19 protein-coding genes are annotated in these 20396 nt (G+C 67.0%); 4 read left to right on the top strand and 15 right to left on the bottom strand.

Translation table 11 applies throughout. From position 1 onward, the window contains the following. The first annotated feature begins 156 nt into the window (after positions 1-156). Together G3545_RS01340 and G3545_RS01335 are read left to right on the top strand one after the other, a co-directional pair. Complete coding sequence (locus G3545_RS01340) at positions 157-759, top strand: TRAP transporter small permease subunit (protein WP_170009133.1); 603 nt, start codon at positions 157-159, stop codon at positions 757-759. After that, the gene (locus G3545_RS01335; protein ID WP_170009132.1) at positions 759-2084 is read left to right on the top strand and encodes a TRAP transporter large permease subunit; all 1326 of its coding nucleotides are present in this window, start codon (positions 759-761) and stop codon (positions 2082-2084) included. Before G3545_RS01340 ends, G3545_RS01335 begins: the two co-directional genes overlap by 1 nt. A 13-nt stretch (positions 2085-2097) precedes the next feature. Here the strand turns inward: G3545_RS01335 and G3545_RS01330 are convergent, their stop codons facing one another. Further along, the gene (locus tag G3545_RS01330; RefSeq protein ID WP_170009131.1) at positions 2098-3576 is read right to left on the bottom strand and encodes an ATP-binding protein; all 1479 of its coding nucleotides are present in this window, start codon (positions 3574-3576) and stop codon (positions 2098-2100) included. 129 nt (positions 3577-3705) lie between these two features. On the opposite strand from G3545_RS01330, the gene G3545_RS01325 reads away from it, so the two are divergent. Next, positions 3706-4167, top strand: coding sequence for a DUF488 domain-containing protein (locus tag G3545_RS01325; protein ID WP_170009130.1), 462 nt, complete (start codon positions 3706-3708; stop codon positions 4165-4167). Here the strand turns inward: G3545_RS01325 and G3545_RS01320 are convergent, their stop codons facing one another. The 4 genes from G3545_RS01320 to G3545_RS01305 form a co-directional block, all read right to left on the bottom strand. Continuing rightward, the gene (locus G3545_RS01320; RefSeq protein WP_170009129.1) at positions 4168-5394 is read right to left on the bottom strand and encodes an MFS transporter; all 1227 of its coding nucleotides are present in this window, start codon (positions 5392-5394) and stop codon (positions 4168-4170) included. Positions 5395-5580: 186 nt separating this feature from the next. Further along, on the bottom strand, positions 5581-7248 hold the full coding sequence (locus G3545_RS01315; RefSeq protein ID WP_170009128.1) for a molybdopterin-binding/glycosyltransferase family 2 protein: 1668 nt from the start codon (positions 7246-7248) through the stop codon (positions 5581-5583). Further along, positions 7245-7946, bottom strand: coding sequence for an XdhC family protein (locus G3545_RS01310; protein ID WP_170009127.1), 702 nt, complete (start codon positions 7944-7946; stop codon positions 7245-7247). The genes G3545_RS01315 and G3545_RS01310 overlap by 4 nt, the downstream gene beginning before the upstream one ends. After that, entirely contained in the window at positions 7946-8269 is a 324-nt protein-coding gene (locus G3545_RS01305; RefSeq protein WP_170009126.1) for an XdhC family protein, read from the bottom strand. Before G3545_RS01305 ends, G3545_RS01310 begins: the two co-directional genes overlap by 1 nt. Before the next feature lie 98 nt (positions 8270-8367). Between G3545_RS01305 and G3545_RS01300 the strand changes: the two genes are divergently transcribed. Continuing rightward, on the top strand, positions 8368-9432 hold the full coding sequence (locus G3545_RS01300; protein WP_170009125.1) for a lysine-2,3-aminomutase-like protein: 1065 nt from the start codon (positions 8368-8370) through the stop codon (positions 9430-9432). Positions 9433-9571: 139 nt separating this feature from the next. Here G3545_RS01300 and G3545_RS01295 read toward each other — a convergent pair whose 3' ends face one another. From G3545_RS01295 to G3545_RS01250, 10 genes are all read right to left on the bottom strand, one after another. Further along, positions 9572-10339, bottom strand: coding sequence for a CHAP domain-containing protein (locus G3545_RS01295; RefSeq protein ID WP_170009124.1), 768 nt, complete (start codon positions 10337-10339; stop codon positions 9572-9574). Between the two features lie 207 nt (positions 10340-10546). After that, positions 10547-11722, bottom strand: coding sequence for a VWA domain-containing protein (locus G3545_RS01290; protein ID WP_170009123.1), 1176 nt, complete (start codon positions 11720-11722; stop codon positions 10547-10549). After that, positions 11722-12651, bottom strand: a complete 930-nt coding sequence (locus G3545_RS01285; protein ID WP_170009122.1) for a MoxR family ATPase — start codon at positions 12649-12651, stop codon at positions 11722-11724. Before G3545_RS01285 ends, G3545_RS01290 begins: the two co-directional genes overlap by 1 nt. 184 nt (positions 12652-12835) lie before the next feature. Next, entirely contained in the window at positions 12836-13639 is an 804-nt protein-coding gene (locus G3545_RS01280; protein WP_170009121.1) for a xanthine dehydrogenase family protein subunit M, read from the bottom strand. A 20-nt stretch (positions 13640-13659) separates the two neighbouring features. Continuing rightward, positions 13660-16029: a xanthine dehydrogenase family protein molybdopterin-binding subunit gene (locus G3545_RS01275; protein WP_170009120.1), complete on the bottom strand. Its 2370-nt coding sequence runs from the start codon at positions 16027-16029 to the stop codon at positions 13660-13662. A gap of 176 nt (positions 16030-16205) precedes the next feature. Continuing rightward, complete coding sequence (locus G3545_RS01270) at positions 16206-16700, bottom strand: (2Fe-2S)-binding protein (RefSeq protein ID WP_170009119.1); 495 nt, start codon at positions 16698-16700, stop codon at positions 16206-16208. 226 nt (positions 16701-16926) lie between these two features. Next, positions 16927-17685: an ABC transporter permease gene (locus G3545_RS01265; protein WP_170009118.1), complete on the bottom strand. Its 759-nt coding sequence runs from the start codon at positions 17683-17685 to the stop codon at positions 16927-16929. A gap of 10 nt (positions 17686-17695) precedes the next feature. Then, on the bottom strand, positions 17696-18457 hold the full coding sequence (locus G3545_RS01260) for an ABC transporter permease subunit (protein WP_170009117.1): 762 nt from the start codon (positions 18455-18457) through the stop codon (positions 17696-17698). Beyond that, complete coding sequence (locus tag G3545_RS01255; protein ID WP_170009116.1) at positions 18454-19269, bottom strand: ABC transporter ATP-binding protein; 816 nt, start codon at positions 19267-19269, stop codon at positions 18454-18456. Before G3545_RS01255 ends, G3545_RS01260 begins: the two co-directional genes overlap by 4 nt. 95 nt (positions 19270-19364) lie before the next feature. After that, entirely contained in the window at positions 19365-20318 is a 954-nt protein-coding gene (locus G3545_RS01250; RefSeq protein ID WP_170009115.1) for an ABC transporter substrate-binding protein, read from the bottom strand. Between the last annotated feature and the right edge of the window lie 78 nt (positions 20319-20396).

Raw genomic sequence — 20396 nt, 5'->3', positions numbered from 1 at the left:
CGCCCGCCATTTTTACGAGCATCCTTCGAGGCCGCCTCCGGCGGCACCTCAGGATGCGTGGTTCTTTCAAATGCGACGTCATCCTGAGGCGCGAGTGCAGCGCGCCTCGAAGGATGTTCGTCACCCCTGCGCCCCGCCGCCCTTCCCGAGGCCCATATGCAATCCGTTCTGCTCGCCGTCGACCGGTTGAACGCGTTCATCGGCAAGCTGTTCGCCTGGTGCATCGTCATACTGATGCTGGCCATCACCTATGAAGTTTTCTGCCGCTATGTGCTGAGGGACCCGACCAGTTGGGCCTACGACGTCAGCCTGATGCTGTACGGCACGCTGTTCATGATGGCCGGCGCCTACACGCTCTCGCGCAACGGCCATGTGCGCGGCGATTTCCTCTACCGCAAATGGGCGCCGACGACGCAGGCCAAGAGCGATCTCGTGCTCTACTTCCTGTTCTACTTTCCCGGCATTCTGGCGCTGATCTATTCCGGCTGGGGTTACTTCCAGCTCTCCTACATGCTCAACGAGCATTCCGCTTTCAGCCCGGACGGCCCGATCATCTGGCCATTCAAGGGGCTGATCCCGATCACCGGCGTGATGATGCTGCTGCAGGGCGTGGTCGAGGTGGTGCGCTGCATCATCTGCATCCGCACCGGCGACTGGCCGCAGCGCCTGCATGACGTCGAGGAGATGGAGAAGATCATCCTCGAAGAAGCCGCCGCCAATCTGGCCGAGCGCGAAGCCACCACACGAGGATCGCTGTGATGTTTCTCTCCGATCCCGCCCTCGGCGTGTTGATGCTGTTTCTCTTCCTCATTTTCCTGATGCTCGGCTTCCCGATCGCCTTCACGCTGATGGCGCTGGGCGTCGGCTTTGGCTACTTCACGCAAGGGCCGAGCATCTTCAATCTGTTCGTGCAGCGCACCTATTCAGTGATGGCGAACGACGTGCTGATCTCGATCCCGCTGTTCCTGTTCATGGGCTACGTGGTCGAGCGCGCCAACATCCTCGACCGGCTATTCCGATCGATCCAGCTCGCCGCCGGCTGGCTGCCCGGCTCGCTCGCGGTGGCGACGCTCGCCACCTGCGCGCTGTTCGCCACTGCCACCGGCATCGTCGGCGCGGTGGTGACGCTAATGGGCCTGCTCGCCTTCCCGGCCATGCTGCGCGCCGGCTACGACACCAAGCTCGCGGCGGGTGTGGTCTGCGCCGGCGGCTGCCTCGGCATTCTCATTCCGCCGAGTGTGATGCTCATTCTCTATGGCGCCACCGCCGGCGTCTCGGTGGTGAAGCTTTACGCCGCCGCCTTCATACCCGGGCTGATGCTGGCGGGCATGTATATGGTGTACGTGATCATCCGCGCCATCCTCAATCCGAGCCTCGCGCCCAAGCTGCCCGCCGCCGAGCGCAACGTGCCGATCCTCACCATCGTCATGGCGCTGCTGACGTCATTCTTCCCGCTGGTGCTGCTGATCGTGTCGGTGCTCGGCGCCATCATCCTCGGCCTCGCCACGCCGTCGGAAGCCGCCGCCATCGGCGCGCTCGGCGCGGTGCTGCTGGCGCTGGCCTACCGCACCTTCAGCTTCGAGAAGCTGAAGGATTCGGTGTTCCTCACCGCCCGCGCCTCGGCCATGGTGTGCTGGCTGTTCGTCGGCTCCGCGGTGTTCTCGGCGGTGTTCGCGCTGCTCGGCGGCCAGCATGTGGTCGAGCAGTTCATCCTGTCGCTGAACCTCGGCCCTATCGGCTTCCTGATCCTCACCCAGATCATCATCTTCATCCTGGGCTGGCCGCTGGAGTGGACCGAGATCATCGTGATCTTCCTGCCCATCTTCCTGCCGCTACTGGACAATTTCGGCATCGACCCGATCTTCTTCGGCGTGCTGGTGGCGCTGAACCTGCAGACCTCGTTCCTCTCGCCGCCGGTGGCGATGGCGCCTTTCTATCTGAAGGGCGTGGCGCCGAAGCACGTCTCGATCGACGAGATATTCTCCGGCGTCATGCCGTTCCTGGCGATCGTCATCGTCGCTATGGTGTTGCTCTATGTCTTCCCCGGCATCGCGCTTTGGCTGCCGAGCGCGCTCTACAATTGAGCGCGTCCAACGGCTAGCCCCGCGCCGCTTCCATGGCGCGAGGGTTGGCGGGCGTGGTCTTCCAGCCGAAGGCGGGGAAGCGCACCACCCGGTTGCCGCGGAAATCCGCCTCGCAGGCGAGATAGCCGCGCTCTTCCATATAGGTGAGCAGCCAGCGCCCGCGTGACGGCGAGCGGCTGCCATAGGCGCGGGCGAGCGCGTCGTCACCGGGCGACGGCGCGCCCTCCATCGCCGCGCGGGCGAGCATCAGGAACACGCCCTGCATCTCCTCCGGCAGTTCGCCGGCCTGCGCCACCGCCTGCTGCCATTCCTCGCCAACCGAGCCGGCATCAACCCCCGCTCGGACGATGGCGACACGCCGGGTGAAATCGCCGAGGTCCGGCACCTTGGAGCCGACTCTGCGCACCCGGCAATGCACCAGGAAGTCCGAATAGAGCGCACTTGCCGAGCGGAACGGCGCCTCCCCCTCCCCGACCAGGTGGCGGACGATCTCGTCCAGCAACGCCTCGCGCTCGGCCTCGAAGGCAAGCGCCACAGCCGGGTCGACGGGCACCGGCGCGGGCGCGGTGGTCTCCCCCAGCGTGTCGAGGATCTCGGCGGTCGGCCGCGGCGGCGGGCGGCGCACCGGCGCAGGCTCGTCATCGCCGCCATCCTCAAAGATCAGCCCGTGCAGCGTCTCGGAGGCTTCCGGCAGCGGCATCAGCTCCGGCCGGCCATTGCGCCCGGCGGTCTCGACCACGCCGATCTTCACCGGGAGCGGGCGCCGCGACAGCGCCGGCCCCAATGCCACGAAGGAGCCGGTGTTGAGATCGCGGAAGCTCTCCGCCTGCCGCTTCTCCATACCGAGCAGGTCCGCGGCGCGGGCCATGTCGATGTCGAGGAAGGTGCGGCCCATCAGAAAGTTGGAGGCCTCCGCCGCGACGTTCTTGGCGAGCTTGGCGAGGCGCTGGGTGGCGATGACGCCCGCGAGCCCGCGCTTGCGGCCGCGGCACATCAGATTGGTCATGGCCGAGAGCGAGACGCGGCGCGTCTCGTCGGAGATCTCGCCGCCGCCGCTCGGGGCGAACAGCTGCGCCTCGTCGACGATCACCAGCATCGGGAACCAGTGCTCGCGCTCGGCGTCGAACAGCCCATTGAGGAAGGCGGCGGCCGAGCGCATCTGCGCATCGGCATCGAGCCCTTCGAGATTGAACACCACGGAGGCGCGGTGCCGGCGGATGCGGCTGGCTATGCGCTGGATCTCGCCTTGGGTGCGCTCGGCGTCGATGACGACGTGACCGTAGCGCTCGGCGAGGCCGACGAAGTCGCCCTCGGGATCGATGATCGCCTGCTGCACATGGCCGGCGCTCTGCTCCAGCAGGCGGCGCAGCAGATGCGACTTTCCCGAACCCGAATTGCCCTGCACCAGCAGGCGCGTCGAGAGCAGCTCCTCGAGATCGAGCCGCACCGGCTGGCCGGCGGTATTGGTCCCGAGATCGATACCGACCTTCATTCCGTCCTGTCGCCCTTCGCTGCAACGGCCTCTCTAGCATGCGCCGCACGCAGGCCGATGACGTCCCCCGAGAACTCCACAGATTCGGGCCGCCTCGACAAGGTGGCATTGCTCTGCCAATGCTCTGGCATGGCCAAAGCACCGCCACTTTTCACCATCGGCTACGAGCAGGTCTCCTCGAACGCCGTGCTCGACACGCTGTCGAATGCGGGCATCGGGCTGCTGGTCGATGTGCGGGCGGTGGCCGCCTCGCGTCGCGCTGGCTTCTCCAAGACCGCGCTCGCCGCCGGCGTCGCGAGCCGGGACATCGGCTATCTGCACCTGCGCGGCCTCGGCACGCCGGCCGATGGGCGTCACGCCGCGCGGACCGGCCATTACGACGATATGCGCCGCATCTATGAGGCCCATCTCGCCACGCCGACGGCGCAGGAGCAGCTCGAGGAACTCACCCAATTGGTGAAGTCCGGCCAGCCCATCTGCCTGCTCTGCTTCGAGCGCCACCCGGAGCATTGCCACCGCATGATCATCGCAGAGCTGATCTGCGAGCGGGTCGGTGTCGATGTGGAACACCTCGCCGCCGATCCGATCTGATCACTCCGCCGGCAGCGCCTCGGCGCGGGCCTCCATGCGGTAGGCCATCATTGCGATCCAGGCGATCACCACGACGAACGCCGCCGCCATGCCGATCATAGCCTGGAACACCGGCTCGAAGCCGCCATGCTCGTGAAGATAGCCGATGACGGCGACCGCGAGCCCCGCCGTGCCGAAGCCGAGGAAGAAGCGCACCGCATAGACCTTGCCGCGCCAGGCATCCGCCGTGAAGCGCGCCACCACCACGTCGTTGACGGTGATCTGCCCATAGATGCCGGCCATGGCAACGGCGAGCCCGGCCAGCATCGGCAAGCCCGTAGCTCCCCAGGCGATGGCCAGCCCGATCAGTTGCAATATCGCGGTGCCGACGAACACGCCGACCGGCTTGTAGCGCTCGACCAGGCGTCCGACCACGAGCTGCGTCGCCGCCCCGCAGATGAACACCGCGGTGGCCAGCGAGCCGATCAGCGTGATCGGCAGGCTGGCTCCGCCCATGCGCTCATCGACAATCTTCGGCAGCGAGACCGTGACCGCGGTGAACAGCAGGCCCCCGAGCAGCACGGCGAGCGCGAACAGCGAGATGAACAGCACCATCAGCTTCGGATCGATCGGCACTTCCGGCTTGCTGACCCGCTCGGATTTGGCGTTGCGCGGCTCCGATACCGCCTGGAGGAAGGCGAAGCCCGAGATCACGCAGATGATGCCCGGAACGATGAACGCGGCGCGCCAGCCGAAGAAGGCGGCGATGGCCGCGGTGCCGGCAGCCGCCAGCGCCGCGCCGAGATTGCCGGCGACGCCGTTCATCGCCAGCGACTTGCCACGCCGCGTCGCCACCGCGATCAGCATGGTTGTGCCGACCGGATGATAGATCGCCGCGAACACGCCGAGCGACAGCATCGATATGGTGAGCGCGAGCTGGCTATGAGCGAAGCCGGTGGCGATGAGTGACAGGCCGCAGCCGATGAAGAACAGCGCGATCATGTAGCGCCGGCTCCAATGGTCGCCGAGCCAGCCCGCCGGCAGCGCGAAAATGCCGAAGGCGACGAAGCAGGCGGTGGAGAGCTGGATCATCTCGCCATAAGCGAGCCCCAGCTCCGGCCCGATGGCGAGCACCGCGGTCGGGAAGATGAGGATCACATAGTGGTCGAGTGCGTGCGCCCAGTTGATGAAGCCGGCGATGACGCGCGGATCGGTGACGGGCGCCCCGCCGGGCGCGGTATCGGACATGGCAAGCCTTCCAGGATCTGCTTGCGTGCATACACCCGTTGCATGGACTGCAACAGCCCGGCGGAGTACGTGCAGCCGAAGCATGATGCCGAAAAGTGCGAAGCGGTTTTCGGGCGACATCATGCTCCGCAGAATTGGAAGCGATCACGATGAACTTGGATCGCTGCGATCCAGGTTCATCGTGATCTACGCATCCTCCGACTGCATGCCGTCGAGCGCCGCCGAGGCGTCCACGTCCGAGCGCTCGGCGATCATGTGCAGTTCCAGCAGTTCCAGCGCATCGCGGGTGTCGACATCGATGAAGGCACCGTCCTCATCGACCGGCACCTCCACCACCGCCTCGGCATTGGCGCCAATGAGATGACGGGCGCCGACATCGCCATCGAGCGTCGTCAGTTCGGGAAAGAAGCGCCGCGACCACACCACCGGGTTGCCGCGCCGTCCCTCGCGCACCGGCACGGCGATCAGCCCGCCGGCCTCGGGATTCAGCGCATGGGCGAGCCGATCGATCAGATCGGGCGAGACACGCGGCATGTCGCCGAGCAGCACCGCGGCGGCAGCGACATCCTCCGGCAGCGCCTTGATGCCGGCGGCGAGCGAGGTTGAAATGCCGTCGGCATAGTCCGGATTGTGCACGAAGGTGACGTCGAGCCCGTCGAGCACCGCCTTGGCCCGCTCCGGCTCATGCCCGGTCACCACCACGACCGGACGCAGGCTCGAGGCAAGCGCGGAGGCGACCACGCGGCGCAGCAGCGGTTCGCCGTCGAGCGGGCTGGCGAGCTTGTTGGCGCCGCCCATGCGGGTGCCACGCCCGGCTGCCAGCACCACGGCGGCAATACGCGGAGGCGCTGGTACCTCCACAGGGTCGCGCGGTTGCGGACGTGTCGCGATCTCCATCAGCAATCCTCCGACCCCCATGCCCACAATATCGGCCCGCGTCACCGGCAGCCCGGCGAGCAGCCGGTGCAGCACCCAGTCGAAACCGTTCTCCTTCGGGCTGCGGGCACAGCCCGGCGCACCGAGCACCGGCATGTCGCCGACGCGCCCGACCAGCATCAGGTTGCCGGGATCGACCGGCATGCCGAAATGCTCGACCACCCCACCCGCCGCCTCGATTCCCGCCGGGATCACGTCGCGACGGTCGGCAATGGCCGAGGCGCCAAAGACCAGAGCGAGTTCCGCGCCCTCGGAAGCCGCCTTGCGCAAGGCGCCCGCCACCGCTTCCGTGGTGTGCGGCACCCTCGCCTCACCCGTGAGCTCGGCACCGGCGGAGGCCAGCCGCGCCGCGGTGACGCGGCGGGTCTTGGCCATCACCTTTTCCGGAAGGCCCGGCAGCAATGTCGCGATGAGAGTGGCGCGGCGGATGCGGTATGGCACCACTTCGACCAGCGGCGCGGCCGCATCCAGCGCCGCGCCGAACGCGTCACCCGCCACGGCGAACGGGATGATCTTGACTGTCGCCACCATCTCGCCGGCCTGGACCGAACGATATTGGGCGAGCGTCGCCACTGTGACCGCCTCATCCACCGCGTTCAGCGCGTCGATACGGGCGCGGTCGACCTGCACCACGCCGGCGCAGGCGGCGAACAGATTGGAACGGCCGGTGAAGGCGCGCTCCACCGTCACCTGCGGCCCGGCGATGGCAATGGCGAGAGCGGCCGCGGCGGCATCCTCGGCAACGTCGTCCGAATCCGGCCGGGCGACGACGATCTCGCAGATGCCCGCCCGCCGCAGCGCATCGAGCGCACCGGCATCGACCCGCGCGCCCTTGCGCAGTTCGAGCCCGGGAATGCGGATGGAATGCGCCGCGATGGCGCCTTCCGCCTCATCAAGCGGCGCCGGCCCGAATTTCACGCTGCACGCTCCCGCGCCGCCGCCCGCTGGCGCAGTGCGGCGATCAACTCAGCGAGGATGGCGACGGCGATCTCCGCCGGGCTTGCCGCCCCAATGTCGAGCCCGATCGGCGCGCGGATCGAGGCCAGCGCCTCGCGCGACACGCCGCGTGCCGCCAGCCGCTCGACGCGGGTGCCGTGGGTTTTCCGCGAGCCGAGGGAGCCGACATAGAAGCAGCCGCGCACCAGCGCTTCGGTCAGTGCGGGATCGTCGATCTTCGGATCATGGGTCAGCGCCGCCAGCGCGGTGAAGGGATCGAGCGCAAGGCCGGGCAACACGATATCCGGCCATTCGGCATAGAGATCGACATCCGGAAAGCGCTCCGGCGTGGCGAAGGCCGTGCGGGGATCGACGATGACGACGTCGAAGCCTGCGGTTCGGGCCATCGGCGCCAGCGCCTGCGAGATATGCACCGCGCCGGTGATGACGAGGCGAGGCGCCGGCACCTGGGCGGTAAGGAACACCCGCTCATTGCCGAGCGCGACCATGCCGCTCTTCGCGGTGCGCAGCGCCTCTGCGAGTTGCTCGGCGAGCGGATCGGCAGCGACATCGCTCGCCGTGACCAGGCGTTGCCGACCGCTGCCCATCTCCGTCACCAGCACGCAAGCGCGGCGGGCGGCACGTTCCGCATTCAGCGCTTCAAGAACGGACAGCTCCATCAGGCGACCTTCTCGACATAAACGGCGATGCGCCCGCCACAGGACAGCCCGACCTGCCAGGCGGTCTCGTCGGCGACGCCGAACTCCAGCAGGCGTGGCTTGCCGTCGGCGATCACCTCGGCGGCCTCGGCGACCACCGCGCCTTCCACGCAGCCACCGGAGACCGAGCCGAGGAAATCGCCGGCCTCGTCGATGGCGAGGTGGCTGCCGACCGGGCGCGGCGCCGAGCCCCAGGTCTCCACCACCGTGGCCAGCGCCACGCCGCGTCCCTCGCGCCGCCAGCGGGCGGCGGCGTCAAGCACATCATCCTCACGTGCGAACATTCGGCATCCTCCTGAGGCAATCATAGTTTTGTGTCTTATAGCGCGCCCGCAACCCCGCTGGCTTGCCGACAATGTCGCAAACGGTCACAAGAGCGCGCATGAAGACGAATTTTGCGACATTGGGCACGTTGCCCCGCACCTTGCGCAGCATTGACGAGCTCGATTCCGCCGGCCTTGTCACCGAGCGCGCCGGGCTCGATGCGGTGGCGGAGCGCTATGCGGTGGCGCTGACGCCGACCCTCGCCAGCCTGATCGATCGCGACGATGCCGCCGACCCGATCGCGCTGCAGTTCGTGCCGGACGCGCGCGAGCTGGAGAGCCGCCCATACGAGCACGCCGACCCGATCGGCGACGACGTGCACAGCCCGGTGCCGGGCATCGTCCATCGCTATCCCGACCGCGTGCTCATGAAGCTGGTCGGGGTCTGCGCGGTCTATTGCCGTTTCTGCTTCCGCCGCGAAATGGTCGGCCCCGGCGCCGAGGCGAGCCTTTCCGACGAGGCGCTGGACCGTGCCCTCGCCTATATCGCCGGCCGCCCGGAGATCTGGGAAGTGGTGCTCACCGGCGGCGACCCCTTCATGGTGGCGCCGCGCCGGCTGGAAGCGCTGATGCGCCGGCTGGCGGCGATCCCGCACGTGAAGATCGTGCGCTTCCACAGCCGCGTGCCGGTGGCTGCGCCGGAGCGGGTGACCGGTGCGCTGGTCGCGGCGCTGAAGGCGGAAGGCGTCACAACTTACGTCGCCGTGCATGCCAACCATGCCCGCGAACTCGGGCCGGAGGCGCGCACGGCGCTGGCCCGTCTGGCCGATGCCGGCATTCCGCTGGTGAGCCAGAGCGTGCTGCTGCGCGGGGTCAATGATAATGCCGAGACACTCGCCGCGCTTTTCCGCGCGCTCGTCGAGTGCCGGGTGAAGCCCTACTATCTGCACCATCCCGACCTCGCGCCGGGCACCGCGCATTTCCGCCTGCCGATAGAGGCGGGACAGCAGCTGATGCAGGCACTGCGCGGCCGGCTCTCCGGCCTCGCTCTACCGACCTATGTGCTCGATATCCCCGGCGGCCACGGCAAGGTGCCGATCGGTCCCGGCTATCTGGAGCCGACGCCGGAAGGCTGGCACGTCACCGACTATTGCGGCGACGTGCACGCGTATCGGGAGGATTGAGGCCAATAGGACAACCTCAGCCTGAGGTGCCCGGCGGTAGCCGGGCCTCGAAGGATGCCCGCCCGCGAGCACCATCTGCTTGAACATCCTTCGAGGCTCGGGCTCTGCCCGAGCACCTCAGGATGAGGTCGCAGTCCGCTCAAGGGACGATGATGAAGCCCTTGAGATTGCTGTCCATGATGGTGCGGCGGTTGAGCTGGAACACGCCGATGCCGTTATTGCTGCCGTCATTATTGGTGTTGCCCTCGATGGTGCGCAGCGCACCATTGGCGGAGGACAGCACGAAGCCGGTATGCCCGGCGCCGCCGCCGTAATCGAGGATGAACACCGAGCCCGGCACCACCAGCGAGGGCTTCTGCTTGGCTTCCGCCTTGGTGATGCGGAAATCCTTGGCCTTGTTCCAGGCGTCGATGCAGCTTGCGGTCTTGGGGAACGGATTGTCGCCGCCGGCCGCAGCCTCCCGGAAACACCAATAGACGAAGGCCATGCACCAGAAATAGCCGCCGCCGAGACCGGTCGATTTCAGATAGGCCTCGACCTCCTTGCCCTTGTTCGAGCCGAGCGGTTTTTCCCGCACGCCGTCCTGGGTGAGCGCGGTGGCCAGCGCCTTGTCGCGCAGCTTCTTGCCGGTCGGCGTCGGCGAGCCGACCTCGCGCACGTTGAAGATCGCGCCCCAGGTGATCGGGCCGATCTCGCCATCGGCTTTCAAGGGCCGGCCCAGCGCATCGACATGCTGCGACTGGAACAGCTTGACCAGTGATTTGAACTGCGCGTCGAACTTGCCGGGCTGCAAGGCAAAATCGCCCTGCGCCGGCGGATAGCCGAGTTTCTTCAGGCCTTTGGCGACGGCGTCCACAAGCGCGGAATCCGTCTCGCCCATCTTTATGACATGCCCGGGATAGTCCATTGGCGTTGCCCCCCATTGGATCGCATCGGATGAAATTGAGCTGAACCAGGCGGAGACAGTGTCCACCTAGAAAGCGACACGTCGAAAGCCGCCCGCTCACCCGCATGAGCGTTCGGCTAAGCCAATTAGGCCATAATTTCTACTGATTGAATAGTCGGCATCTGACCTTCATGTCAGGGGACGACATGCCGACTTCTGAACGACTACCTATTCCGAAACGGAAAGCGCCTTCACCAGTATCTCGATACTGGCGAGGTTATGCACCGGGCGGAAATCGTCGACATGCGGCAGCATCGCCCTGACGCCTGCCGCGCGTGGCTCGAAGCCCTCATAGCGCAGCAGCGGGTTCAGCCAGATCAGCCGGCGGCAGGAGCGGTGCAGCCGGTCCATCTCGAAGGCGAGATGTTCACCTGCCTCGCGCTCCAGCCCATCGGTGATGAGCAGCACCACCGCCCCCTGCCCCAGCACCCGGCGCGACCAGTGCCGGTTGAAGGCGCGCAGCGAGGAGGCGATGCGGGTGCCGCCGGACCAGTCCTTTGCGCTCTCGCCGGCCAGCGCAAGCGCCTCGTCCGGATCGCGATGGGCCAGCGCGCGCGAGACATTGGTGAGCCGCGTGCCGAACAGGAAGGTCGAGACGCGGCGGCGCTGTGCGGTGAGCGCGTGCAGGAACTGCAGCACGAGGCGCGAATAATCCGCCATCGAGCCGGATATATCGAGCAGCGCCACCAGTGGCGGGCGCCGCTCGCCGGGGCCGCGACGGTGCAGGTCGACCAGTTCGCCGCCGCTGCGCAGGCTGGCGCGCAGCGTGGCACGCAGATCGAGCTGCTTGCCCGAGCGGTCCGCAATGAGCCGGCGCGTCGCGACCCGCTCGTCCGGCAGTCGCAGCAAGGCGATGCGCCGGCGCGCTTCAACGATCTCCTCCGCGCTCATCTGCGCGAAATCCTTGGTGCGAAACACCTCTTCGGTGGAGACGGCAAGCCGGGTCTCCACCTCGATGCGCGGCTTCTCCTCGGTGCGCGGCTCGCCGACACCAGCGAAGAAGGCGTCCTCGACCCGCTTCAAGGGCGGCGGGCCCTTGCGCTCCGGGCGCGCCGGGGCGTTCGGCGAAAGCATGGCGAGCATCTTCTCCAGCATCTGGCGTTTGCGCCAGAACACGTGGAATGCCTGGTCGAAGACCAGATGATGCTCGCGCCGGGTCACGAAGACGGCGTGCAGCGTCCAGTAGAAATCCTCGCGGCGCCCAATGCCGGCAGTCTCCACCGCGCGGATCGCGTCGAGCACCGAACCCGGCCCGACCGGCAAACCGGCGGCGCGCAAGGCGCGGCCGAAATAGGCGATGTTGTCGGGAAGCCGGCCACCCGCGGCCGGCGCCGCGCCGTCCATCACCCCATCGCCTTGGCGGCGACGCGGGCATCCTGGATCAGCGCCTCGATGCGGCCGGCGTCGGTCTTGGCGATGTCGTCCTGGTACTTCAGCAGCACGCCGAGCGTATCGCCGACCACCGCCGGATCGAGCGCCGCAGCGTCGAGTTCGACCAGCGCCGAGGCCCAGTCCAGTGTCTCGGCGACGCCCGGAGCCTTGAACAGATCCTCGCGCCGGATCGCCTGCACGAAGCCGACCACCTCGCGCGACAGCCGCTTCGGCGCTTCCGGCACGCGGGCGCGCAGGATCGCCAGCTCGCGCGCCGCATTGGGATAATCGACCCAATGATAGAGGCAGCGTCGCTTCAAGGCGTCGTGCACCTCGCGGGTGCGGTTCGAGGTGACGACGACGATCGGCGGATGCTCGGCGCGCACCGTGCCGAGCTCCGGCACCGTCACCTGGAAGTCGGACAGCACTTCGAGCAGGAACGCCTCGAACGCCTCGTCGGTGCGGTCGAGTTCGTCGACCAGCAACACCGGCGCGCCCGCGGGATCGGGCTCCAGCGCCTGCAGCAGCGGCCGGCGGATCAGGTAGCGCTCGGAGAACACGTCCTCGACCAGGCGGTCACGATCCACCGAGCCGGCCGCCTCGGTCGCCCGGATGGCGATCATCTGCGCCGCGTAGTTCCACTCATAGACCGCGGAGGCGAGATCGAGCCCCTCATAGCATTGCAGGCGGATCAGCCGCCGGCCGAGCACGCTCGCCAGCACCTTAGCGATCTCGGTCTTGCCGACGCCGGCCTCGCCCTCAAGGAATAGCGGCCGGCCCATGCGCAGCGCCAGGAACACCACGGTCGCCAACGCCCGGTCGGCGACATAGCCGCCGGCCTCAAGCAGCGCCAGCGTGGCGTCGATGGAATCGGGGGCACCGGGAAGGCGTTGGCCGGACATGGAGTTCTCCTCGGCCTACGGTTTTCCCATGCGGGGACGGCGGGACGCAAGGCGGTGCTCGGCGTGAGCATCCTTCGAGGCTCGCGTTGCTCGCTGACGTGGTTCTTTCAAAAGCAACGTCATCCTGAGGTGCCGCCGCAGGCGGCCTCGAAGGATGCTCACGCCGAGCAGACCTAACCCAGTCTCACTCCGCCGCCTTCTCCACCGCGCGCTTCGCCATCACGCCGACGAGGTGCGAGCGGTAGGCGCCGCTGCCGTGGATGTCGTCGATCATGTCCTCGGCCGGCGGGGTCGGCACGCCCTCCAGCGACTTGGCGGCGAAGCGCTTCTTCAGCGCCTCCTCGGCCTCGCGCCAGCGGAACACGCCGCTCTGCGAAGCCCCGGTCACCGCGACACGGATATCCGCCGTGCGCCGCGCCACGAACACCCCGACCATGGCATAGCGCGAGGCCGGGTTCGGGAACTTCTCGTAGGCCGCCTTGCGCACCGCCGGAAAGGCGATGCGGGTGATGATCTCGCCCGGCTCCAGCGCGGTCTCGAACAGTCCGAGGAAGAAATCGTCGGCCTCGATGCGCCGCTGGTTGGTGATGATGGTCGCCCCCAGCCCGAGGCACGCCGCCGGATAGTCGGCCGAGGGGTCGTCATTGGCGACCGAGCCGCCGATGGTGCCGCGATTGCGCACCGCCGGATCGCCGATCAGGGAGGCGAGATGCGCGAGCGCCGGCACCGCTTCCTTTACGATCGCCGAGGCCGCCACTTCGGCGTGCCGCGTCATGGCGCCGATCGAGAGTGTGCGTCCGGACAGCGAGATGCCGGAGAGCTCCGGAATGCCGCCGAGATCGATGAGGTCGCCCGGACTGGCGAGGCGCTGCTTCAGCGTCGGGATCAGCGTGTGGCCGCCGGCGAGCAGCTTGCCGTCCTCGACGGAAGCGAGCAGCGAGGCGGCTTTGCGCAAGGACGACGGGCGATGATAGTTGAAGGCGAACATGGGGTTCTCCCGTTTTCTCGTTATTCCGCCGCCGTCCGCGCGGCACCCGTCTGCTGCACCACCTGCCACACCGTCGAGGGCCTCGCCGGCATCGGCACCGCCTCGGTGCCGAGCGCATCGGTGATGGCGTTGATCACCGCTGCCGGCGCCGCAATGGCACCCGCCTCGCCGCAGCCCTTGATGCCGAGCGGGTTGGAGGGGCACCGCGTCTCGGTGAAGGCCATCTTGAAGCTCGGCAGGTCGTCGGCCCGCGGCATGGTGTAGTCCATGTAGGAGCCGGTCATGAGCTGGCCGTCCTTGTCGTAGGTCGCGCCTTCCAGCAGCGCCTGGCCGACGCCCTGGGCGATGCCGCCATGGACCTGGCCCTCGACGATCATCGGATTGATGACGACGCCGAAATCATCCACCGCCGTCCAGTTGGCGATGGTGGTCTTGCCGGTATCGGGATCGACCTCGACCTCGCAAATGTGCGTGCCGGCCGGGAAGGTGAAGTTGGTCGGGTCGTAGAACGCCCCTTCCTTCAGTCCCGGCTCGATCTCCGAGGTCGGGAATTTGTGCGCCACGTAGGCGTTGAGCGCCACCGAGGCGAAGTCGATCGAGCGGTCGGTGCCGGCGACGGTGAACTTGCCGTCGGCGAACTCGACGTCGCCCTCAGCGGCTTCGAGGATATGCGCGGCGATCTTCTTGGCCTTGGCCTCGACCTTGTCGAGCGCCTTGACGATGGCGGACATGCCGACCGCACCGGAGCGCGAGCCATAGGTGCCCATGCCGAACTGCACCTTGTCGGTATCGCCATGGACGACCACGACATTCTCGATCGGGATGCCGAGACGCGAGGAAACGAGCTGGGCGAAGGTGGTCTCGTGTCCCTGGCCGTGGCTGTGCGAGCCGGTGAGCACCTCGACATTGCCGGTCGGGTTCACGCGCACCTCGGCGCTCTCCCACAGCCCGACGCCGGCGCCGAGCGAGCCGACCGCCTGGCTGGGCGCAATACCGCACGCCTCGATGTAGCAGCTATAGCCGAGCCCGCGCAGCTTGCCGTGGCGGGCGGATTCGCGCCGGCGCTTGCCGAAGCCCTTAACGTCGGCGATCTCCATCGCCTTGTCGAGCGAGGCGCGGTAGTTGCCGGCGTCATAGGTCATGATGACCGGCGTGGTGTGCGGGAACTTCTTGACGAAGTTGCGCTTGCGGAAATCCGCCGGATCGAGGCTCAGCTCGCGCGCCGCGACCTCGGCGAGGCGCTCGACCACGAAGGTCGCTTCCGGCCGCCCGGCGCCGCGATAGGCATCGACCGGCGTCGTGGTGGTGTAGACCGCATCCACCTCGCAATAGATCGCCGGGATGTCGTACTGGCCGGAGAGCAGCGTCGCATAGAGATAGGTCGGGATCGACGAGGCAAAGGTCGACAGATACGCGCCCATATTGGCGCGGGTCGCGACCTTCATTCCGAGGATCTTGCCCTTGTCGTCCAGCGCCAGTTCGGCATGGGTGATGTGATCGCGGCCATGCGCGTCGGAGAGAAATGCCTCCGAGCGGTCCGACGTCCATTTCACCGGACGCCCCACCCGCTTCGAGGCCCAGGCACACACCGTCTCCTCGGCATAGATAAAGATCTTCGAGCCGAAGCCGCCGCCGACATCCGGCGCGATCACGCGCAGTTTGTGCTCGGGAGCAATGCCGACAAAGGCCGAGAGCACGAGGCGGGCGACATGCGGGTTCTGGCTGGTGGTCCAGAGCGTGAAGGCGTCATTACCCGAATCATAGTCGCCGATCGCCGCGCGCGGCTCCATCGGGTTGGGCACGAGGCGCTGATTGACGATGTCGAGCTTCGTCACATGGTGGGCGCGGGCGAAGGCGGCGTCCGTCGCCGCCTTGTCGCCGAGGTGCCAGGCGAAGGCCGTATTGGCCGGGATCTCGTCATGGACCAGCGGCGTCTTCGCGTCCTGCGCGGTGGCAAGTTCCGCCACCGCCGGCAGCAATTCGTAATCGACCTCGATGGCGCTGGCAGCATCCTTGGCCTGGTCGAGGCTCTCGGCAATGACGACGGCGACATGATCGCCGACATAACGCACCTTGCCTTTGGCCAAGGCCGGATGCGAGCCCATCTTCATCGGGCTGCCATCCTTGGAATGGATCATCCAGCCGCAGATCAAATCGCCGATCTTGTCCTCGGCGAGTTCCGCGCCGGTGAGGATGCCCACCACGCCGGGCATTGCCGCCGCCGCGCTGGTGTCGATCTTGCGAATGCGGGCATGGGCATGCGGCGAGCGCAGGAAATAGGCGTGCGCCTGGCCGGGCCGGCTGATGTCGTCGGTGTACTGGCCTTTGCCGGTGATGAAGCGGTGGTCTTCCTTGCGGCGCACCGCCTCGCCGATCCTGGTGACGGTCATTGGCGTTTCTCCCGGAGTCGATGCGGCATGCCGCCATCGCTTTCTTGTTCTAGCTAGGCCGTCATCCTGAGGTGCCGCGCAGCGGCCTCGAAGGATGTTCGTGGCTCGGGATTGGGCATCCCTCAAAGCTCGCCTACAGCAAGCACCTCAGGATGACGTTCCTCGGAGAACCGGAGCTATTCCGCCGCCGCGCGCAGCGGCGGCGTGGCCATGGCACGCGCGCCATCGGCAATGGCGGCGACGATGTTGTGATAGCCGGTGCAACGGCAGATGTTGCCCTCGAGTTCCTCGCGGATCACGTGCTCGTCGAGCACGTTGCCATTGCGGTGCACGATGTCGACAGCGGCCATGATCATGCCGGGAGTGCAGAAGCCGCACTGCAGGCCATGATTCTGGCGGAACGCCTCCTGCATCGGATGCAGCGTGCCGGCCGTGGCCAGCCCCTCGATGGTCGTCACCTGGCAGCCCTCGGCCTGCAGCGCGAGCACGGTGCAGGATTTCACCGCATGGCCGTCGAGATGCACGGTGCAGGCGCCGCACTGGCTGGTGTCGCAGCCGACATGGGTACCGGTGAGCAGCAGATTCTCGCGGATGAACTGCACGAGCAGCGTGCGGGGATCGACATCCGCGCTCACGGCCCGGCCATTGACGGTCATGGAGACGATTGGCATTCGGTTTCCTCCTGGGCGGGGACCTTATGGCCCTCCTTCGACCGTCGGGTGCGGATTTCGCTCCGTCCGGCCGCTCGTTGTGGGGCTTTTCGCCCGCTTTTTCATTTTTCCAGTGTGAAACCTGTTCGGAACGCCGGTCAAGCGCTCCGATCGTAGCGTTAGGCATAAATTTTTTCGTGACGCTACGTTAGGGAAGCCGACAAGTCCGGACGCGCCAGTGCTGCCTTCACGCCGTTCTGCGATAGGCCAGCAGCCGGCGCTCGGCATATTGCAGCGCGCTGTTGCTGACGAAGCCGATCAGCGACAGGATCACCAGGCCGCCGAACAGGCCCGCCATGTCGAACATCCGCGAAGCGAGCACGACGAGGCTGCCGAGCCCGATCTGGCCGGTGATCATGTCGGTGATGACGGCGAGCACCAGCGAGATGACCATCGACAGGCGCATGCCGGCGATGATGTCCGGGGTCGCATTCGGCAGCGCGATCTTCCAGATGAACTGCAAGGGCGACAGCCGAAGCGCCTGCCCGACCTCGACCAGCCGCGGCTCGATCGACAGGAAGCCATGGACCGTCGCCAGCAGCGCCGGCCAGATCGCGCCGAAGATGATGACGGCGATCGACATTTCCCGCGTGAGGCCGAGGATCGCGATAGCAACCGGGATCACGGCGGCCGGCGGCATGGGCCGGAAGATCTCCAGCACCGGCGACACCGACTGCCGGATCCATGGGAAAATGCCGATGATGCTGCCGAGGATGACGCCGAGAATGCTGCAGGCGAACCAGCCGACGAACATCGACGCCACGGTGTTCGTGGTCTGCTCGACCAGCAAGCCCTCGGTGAAGCCGTCGACGAGCTTCTGGTAGACCGCATCCGGCGAGGGAACGAACACGCGCGGCGCCCATCCATTGTGGGTCACCACGAACCAGGCGGCGATGATGACGCCTATGGACGCGATGTTCGTCAGCAGGCTCGAAAAGCGCGACATCGTCGATCTTTCAGTTCGCGGGCTTGCGCGCGCCGGGCCCGTAGCGCCGCTCGGCGGCGACCAGCACCCAGTTCAGGCACCAGCCCAGGACGGTGATGGCGACGAGGAAGGCGAGCATCTTGTCGGGAACGAAGGCCTCCGACGCCATCATCATCTCGTGGCCGAGCCCGCGCGGATTGGAGACCAGTTCGACCGTGACGGCGATCAGCAGCGCGATGGCGGCGGTGAAGCGCAGCATCACGACCAGCCGCGGAACGATGGCCGGAAGCACGATCTTCTGGATCGCCGCCAGGCGCGAGAGCTCCAGCGCCTGGGCGACCTCGAGCAGTTGGCGCTCGACATTGACGACGGCGTTCTGCGACAGGATCACCGCCGGCCAGAACACCGCGAACGAGATGATGAAGACTTCCATCTTCAGCCCGAGGCCGAACGCGATGGTCATCAGCGGAACCAGGGCAATCGCCGGCAAGGGGCGCAGCAATTCGACCGGTGCCCGGATCGCGGCGGCGATCGGCCTCGCGAGGCCGCTGACGATGCCCAGCGCCGTCCCCGCCCCTGCCCCCAGCGCGAGGCCCAGCAGCGTCGAGGCCAGTGTCTGCAGACTGGCCTGCAGGATGGTGCCGTCCGCAAGCAGCTTGAACAGCGCGACCGCGACGGGGATCGGCGGCGCCAGCGTGTCCGACACCACCTTGCCGCCGCCGAGCGCGAACTGCCACGCGAGCAGCAGCACGGCGATGACGACGATCGGCTTGTAGTCGAGCTTCGCCCTCATACCTTGTGCCCGTGGGTGAGGCTGAAGAGGTCACGCCGCAGATGCAGGAAGTCGGGATGCTCGCGGGTCGTCAGCTGGTTGCGCGGCAGCGGCAGCGGCACCTCCACCAGGCGCGCGATCCGTCCCGGATTCGCCGAGAGCGCGACCACCTGGTTGCCCAGGTACAGCGCCTCCTCGAGATCGTGCGTGACGAACAGCACGGTGACCTTGCGCTCCTCCTGGATGCGCAGCAGCTCGTCCTGGAGGATGCCGCGGGTCATCGCGTCGAGCGCGCCGAATGGCTCGTCCATCAGCAGGATGGTGGGATCCTGCGCGAGGCAGCGGGCGATCTGCACGCGCTGCTGCATGCCGCCGGAAAGCTGCGAGGGATACTTCGCCGCGTGGTCCTTGAGGCCGACCAGTTCCAGCATGCTCTCGATGCGCTCGCGGCGCTCGCCGCGCGGCACCCTGGCGGCCTCCAGCGCCAGCGAGACATTCGCATACACGTCGCGCCAGGGCAGCAGCGCGCGGCTGTAATCCTGGAACACCACGGCGACGTCGCGCGTGGGGTGGATGCGGGGCTTGCCGGCGACGGAAACCGAGCCGGATGTGGCCAGGATGAAGCCGCCGATCAGCCTCAGCACCGTTGTCTTGCCGCAGCCGGAGGGACCGATCACGCAGTTCACGGTGCCAGGCGCGACGGAGAAGCTGACCTGGTCAAGCACCGGCAGGGTGCCGTACTGAAAGCTCACGCGATCGAAGACAATGATCGGCGTCACGGGGGACTCGGCCGCGATCTGGAAGGCGGACCTGTCCCGCGCAATGGCATGCATGATCGACTCCGGTGCGATGTACGCGTCTTTTGAGTGCGCTCCGAACCGCGAACTGCGGTTCGGAGGCTGTCGCGGCCGACGGGCGGCGCAGGCGCTCAGGGGGTCCAGACGACCTTCTTCGGGTCCATCGGCTTCTTGGCGAGGCCGAGATCCAGCATGATGGTGTTGAGTTCGCCCACATGCTTGGTCAGGTCCGGCGTGCAGAATTGCTGCTTGCCGGCGGCCTGCACGATGGCGACATCCTGCTTGAGGAACTTGGCGGTGTTCTCGCTGGTCTCCGCCGGGTTGGCATCGGCGAACGCGACGCCTTCCTTGAGCGCGGCCTGGAACGCCTTCACGCCATCGGGGTGGGCATCAGCCCAGGCCCGCGTCGTCATGAAGAAGGCATCGGGCAGGTTCCGCTTGGTGTCGTTCATGTAGGAGACGACGACGCCGAGATCGTTCTTCAGGATGCGGGCGACGTTGGGCTCCGCGGTGACCACGGCGTCGACCGTCTTGCCGCGCAGCACGTCGCCCTGCTGCGCATGCGCCACTTCCAGGAAGGTGATCTTCTTCGAATCGGCGCCATTCTCCCGCAGCCATTCGAGGAACATGATGTGGTGCCCGCCATTGATGCCCGGCACCGCAACGCGCTTGCCTTCGAAGTCCTTGGCGGTCTTGATGTCGATGTCCTTGCGGGCGATCACCGCCAGAACCTTGGTGCCGGGACCGAATAGCGACTGGCAACCGATGGCGACGTAGTCGAGGCCGTTCTCGATGGCGCCGAAGAACACGCCCGCGGCCACCGAGCCGATCTGCGCCGAGCCCGACTGCACCGCCGCGACGACGCCCACGCCGTTTTGCTGGCTCATCAGCTCGGTATTGGCGAGCCCGTCTTTGGCGAAGAAACCTTCCGCCTGGGCATTGAAGATGCCGCCGGCCGCGGCCGTCGGCGTGAACGCGATCTTGACCGGCTCCTGCGCCGCCGCAAGACCCGGGAGCACAAGTACCGCAGCGACCAATGCCGCCAGGCCCAGCCCTCTACGTGTTCGGGCCACGTCGTTCGTCATATATTCCTCCCACTACTGTTTTTTTACTGTTTTCGTTCTTGGAATTTCGGCACGCGTCGAACGTTATGTTGCGAACTC

It is taken from the genome of Starkeya sp. ORNL1 (genome assembly GCF_012971745.1).
GTDB lineage: Bacteria > Pseudomonadota > Alphaproteobacteria > Rhizobiales > Xanthobacteraceae > Ancylobacter.
The sequence above is the reverse complement of the archived record's forward strand: the minus strand, read 5'-3'. Positions and strand labels throughout refer to the sequence as shown.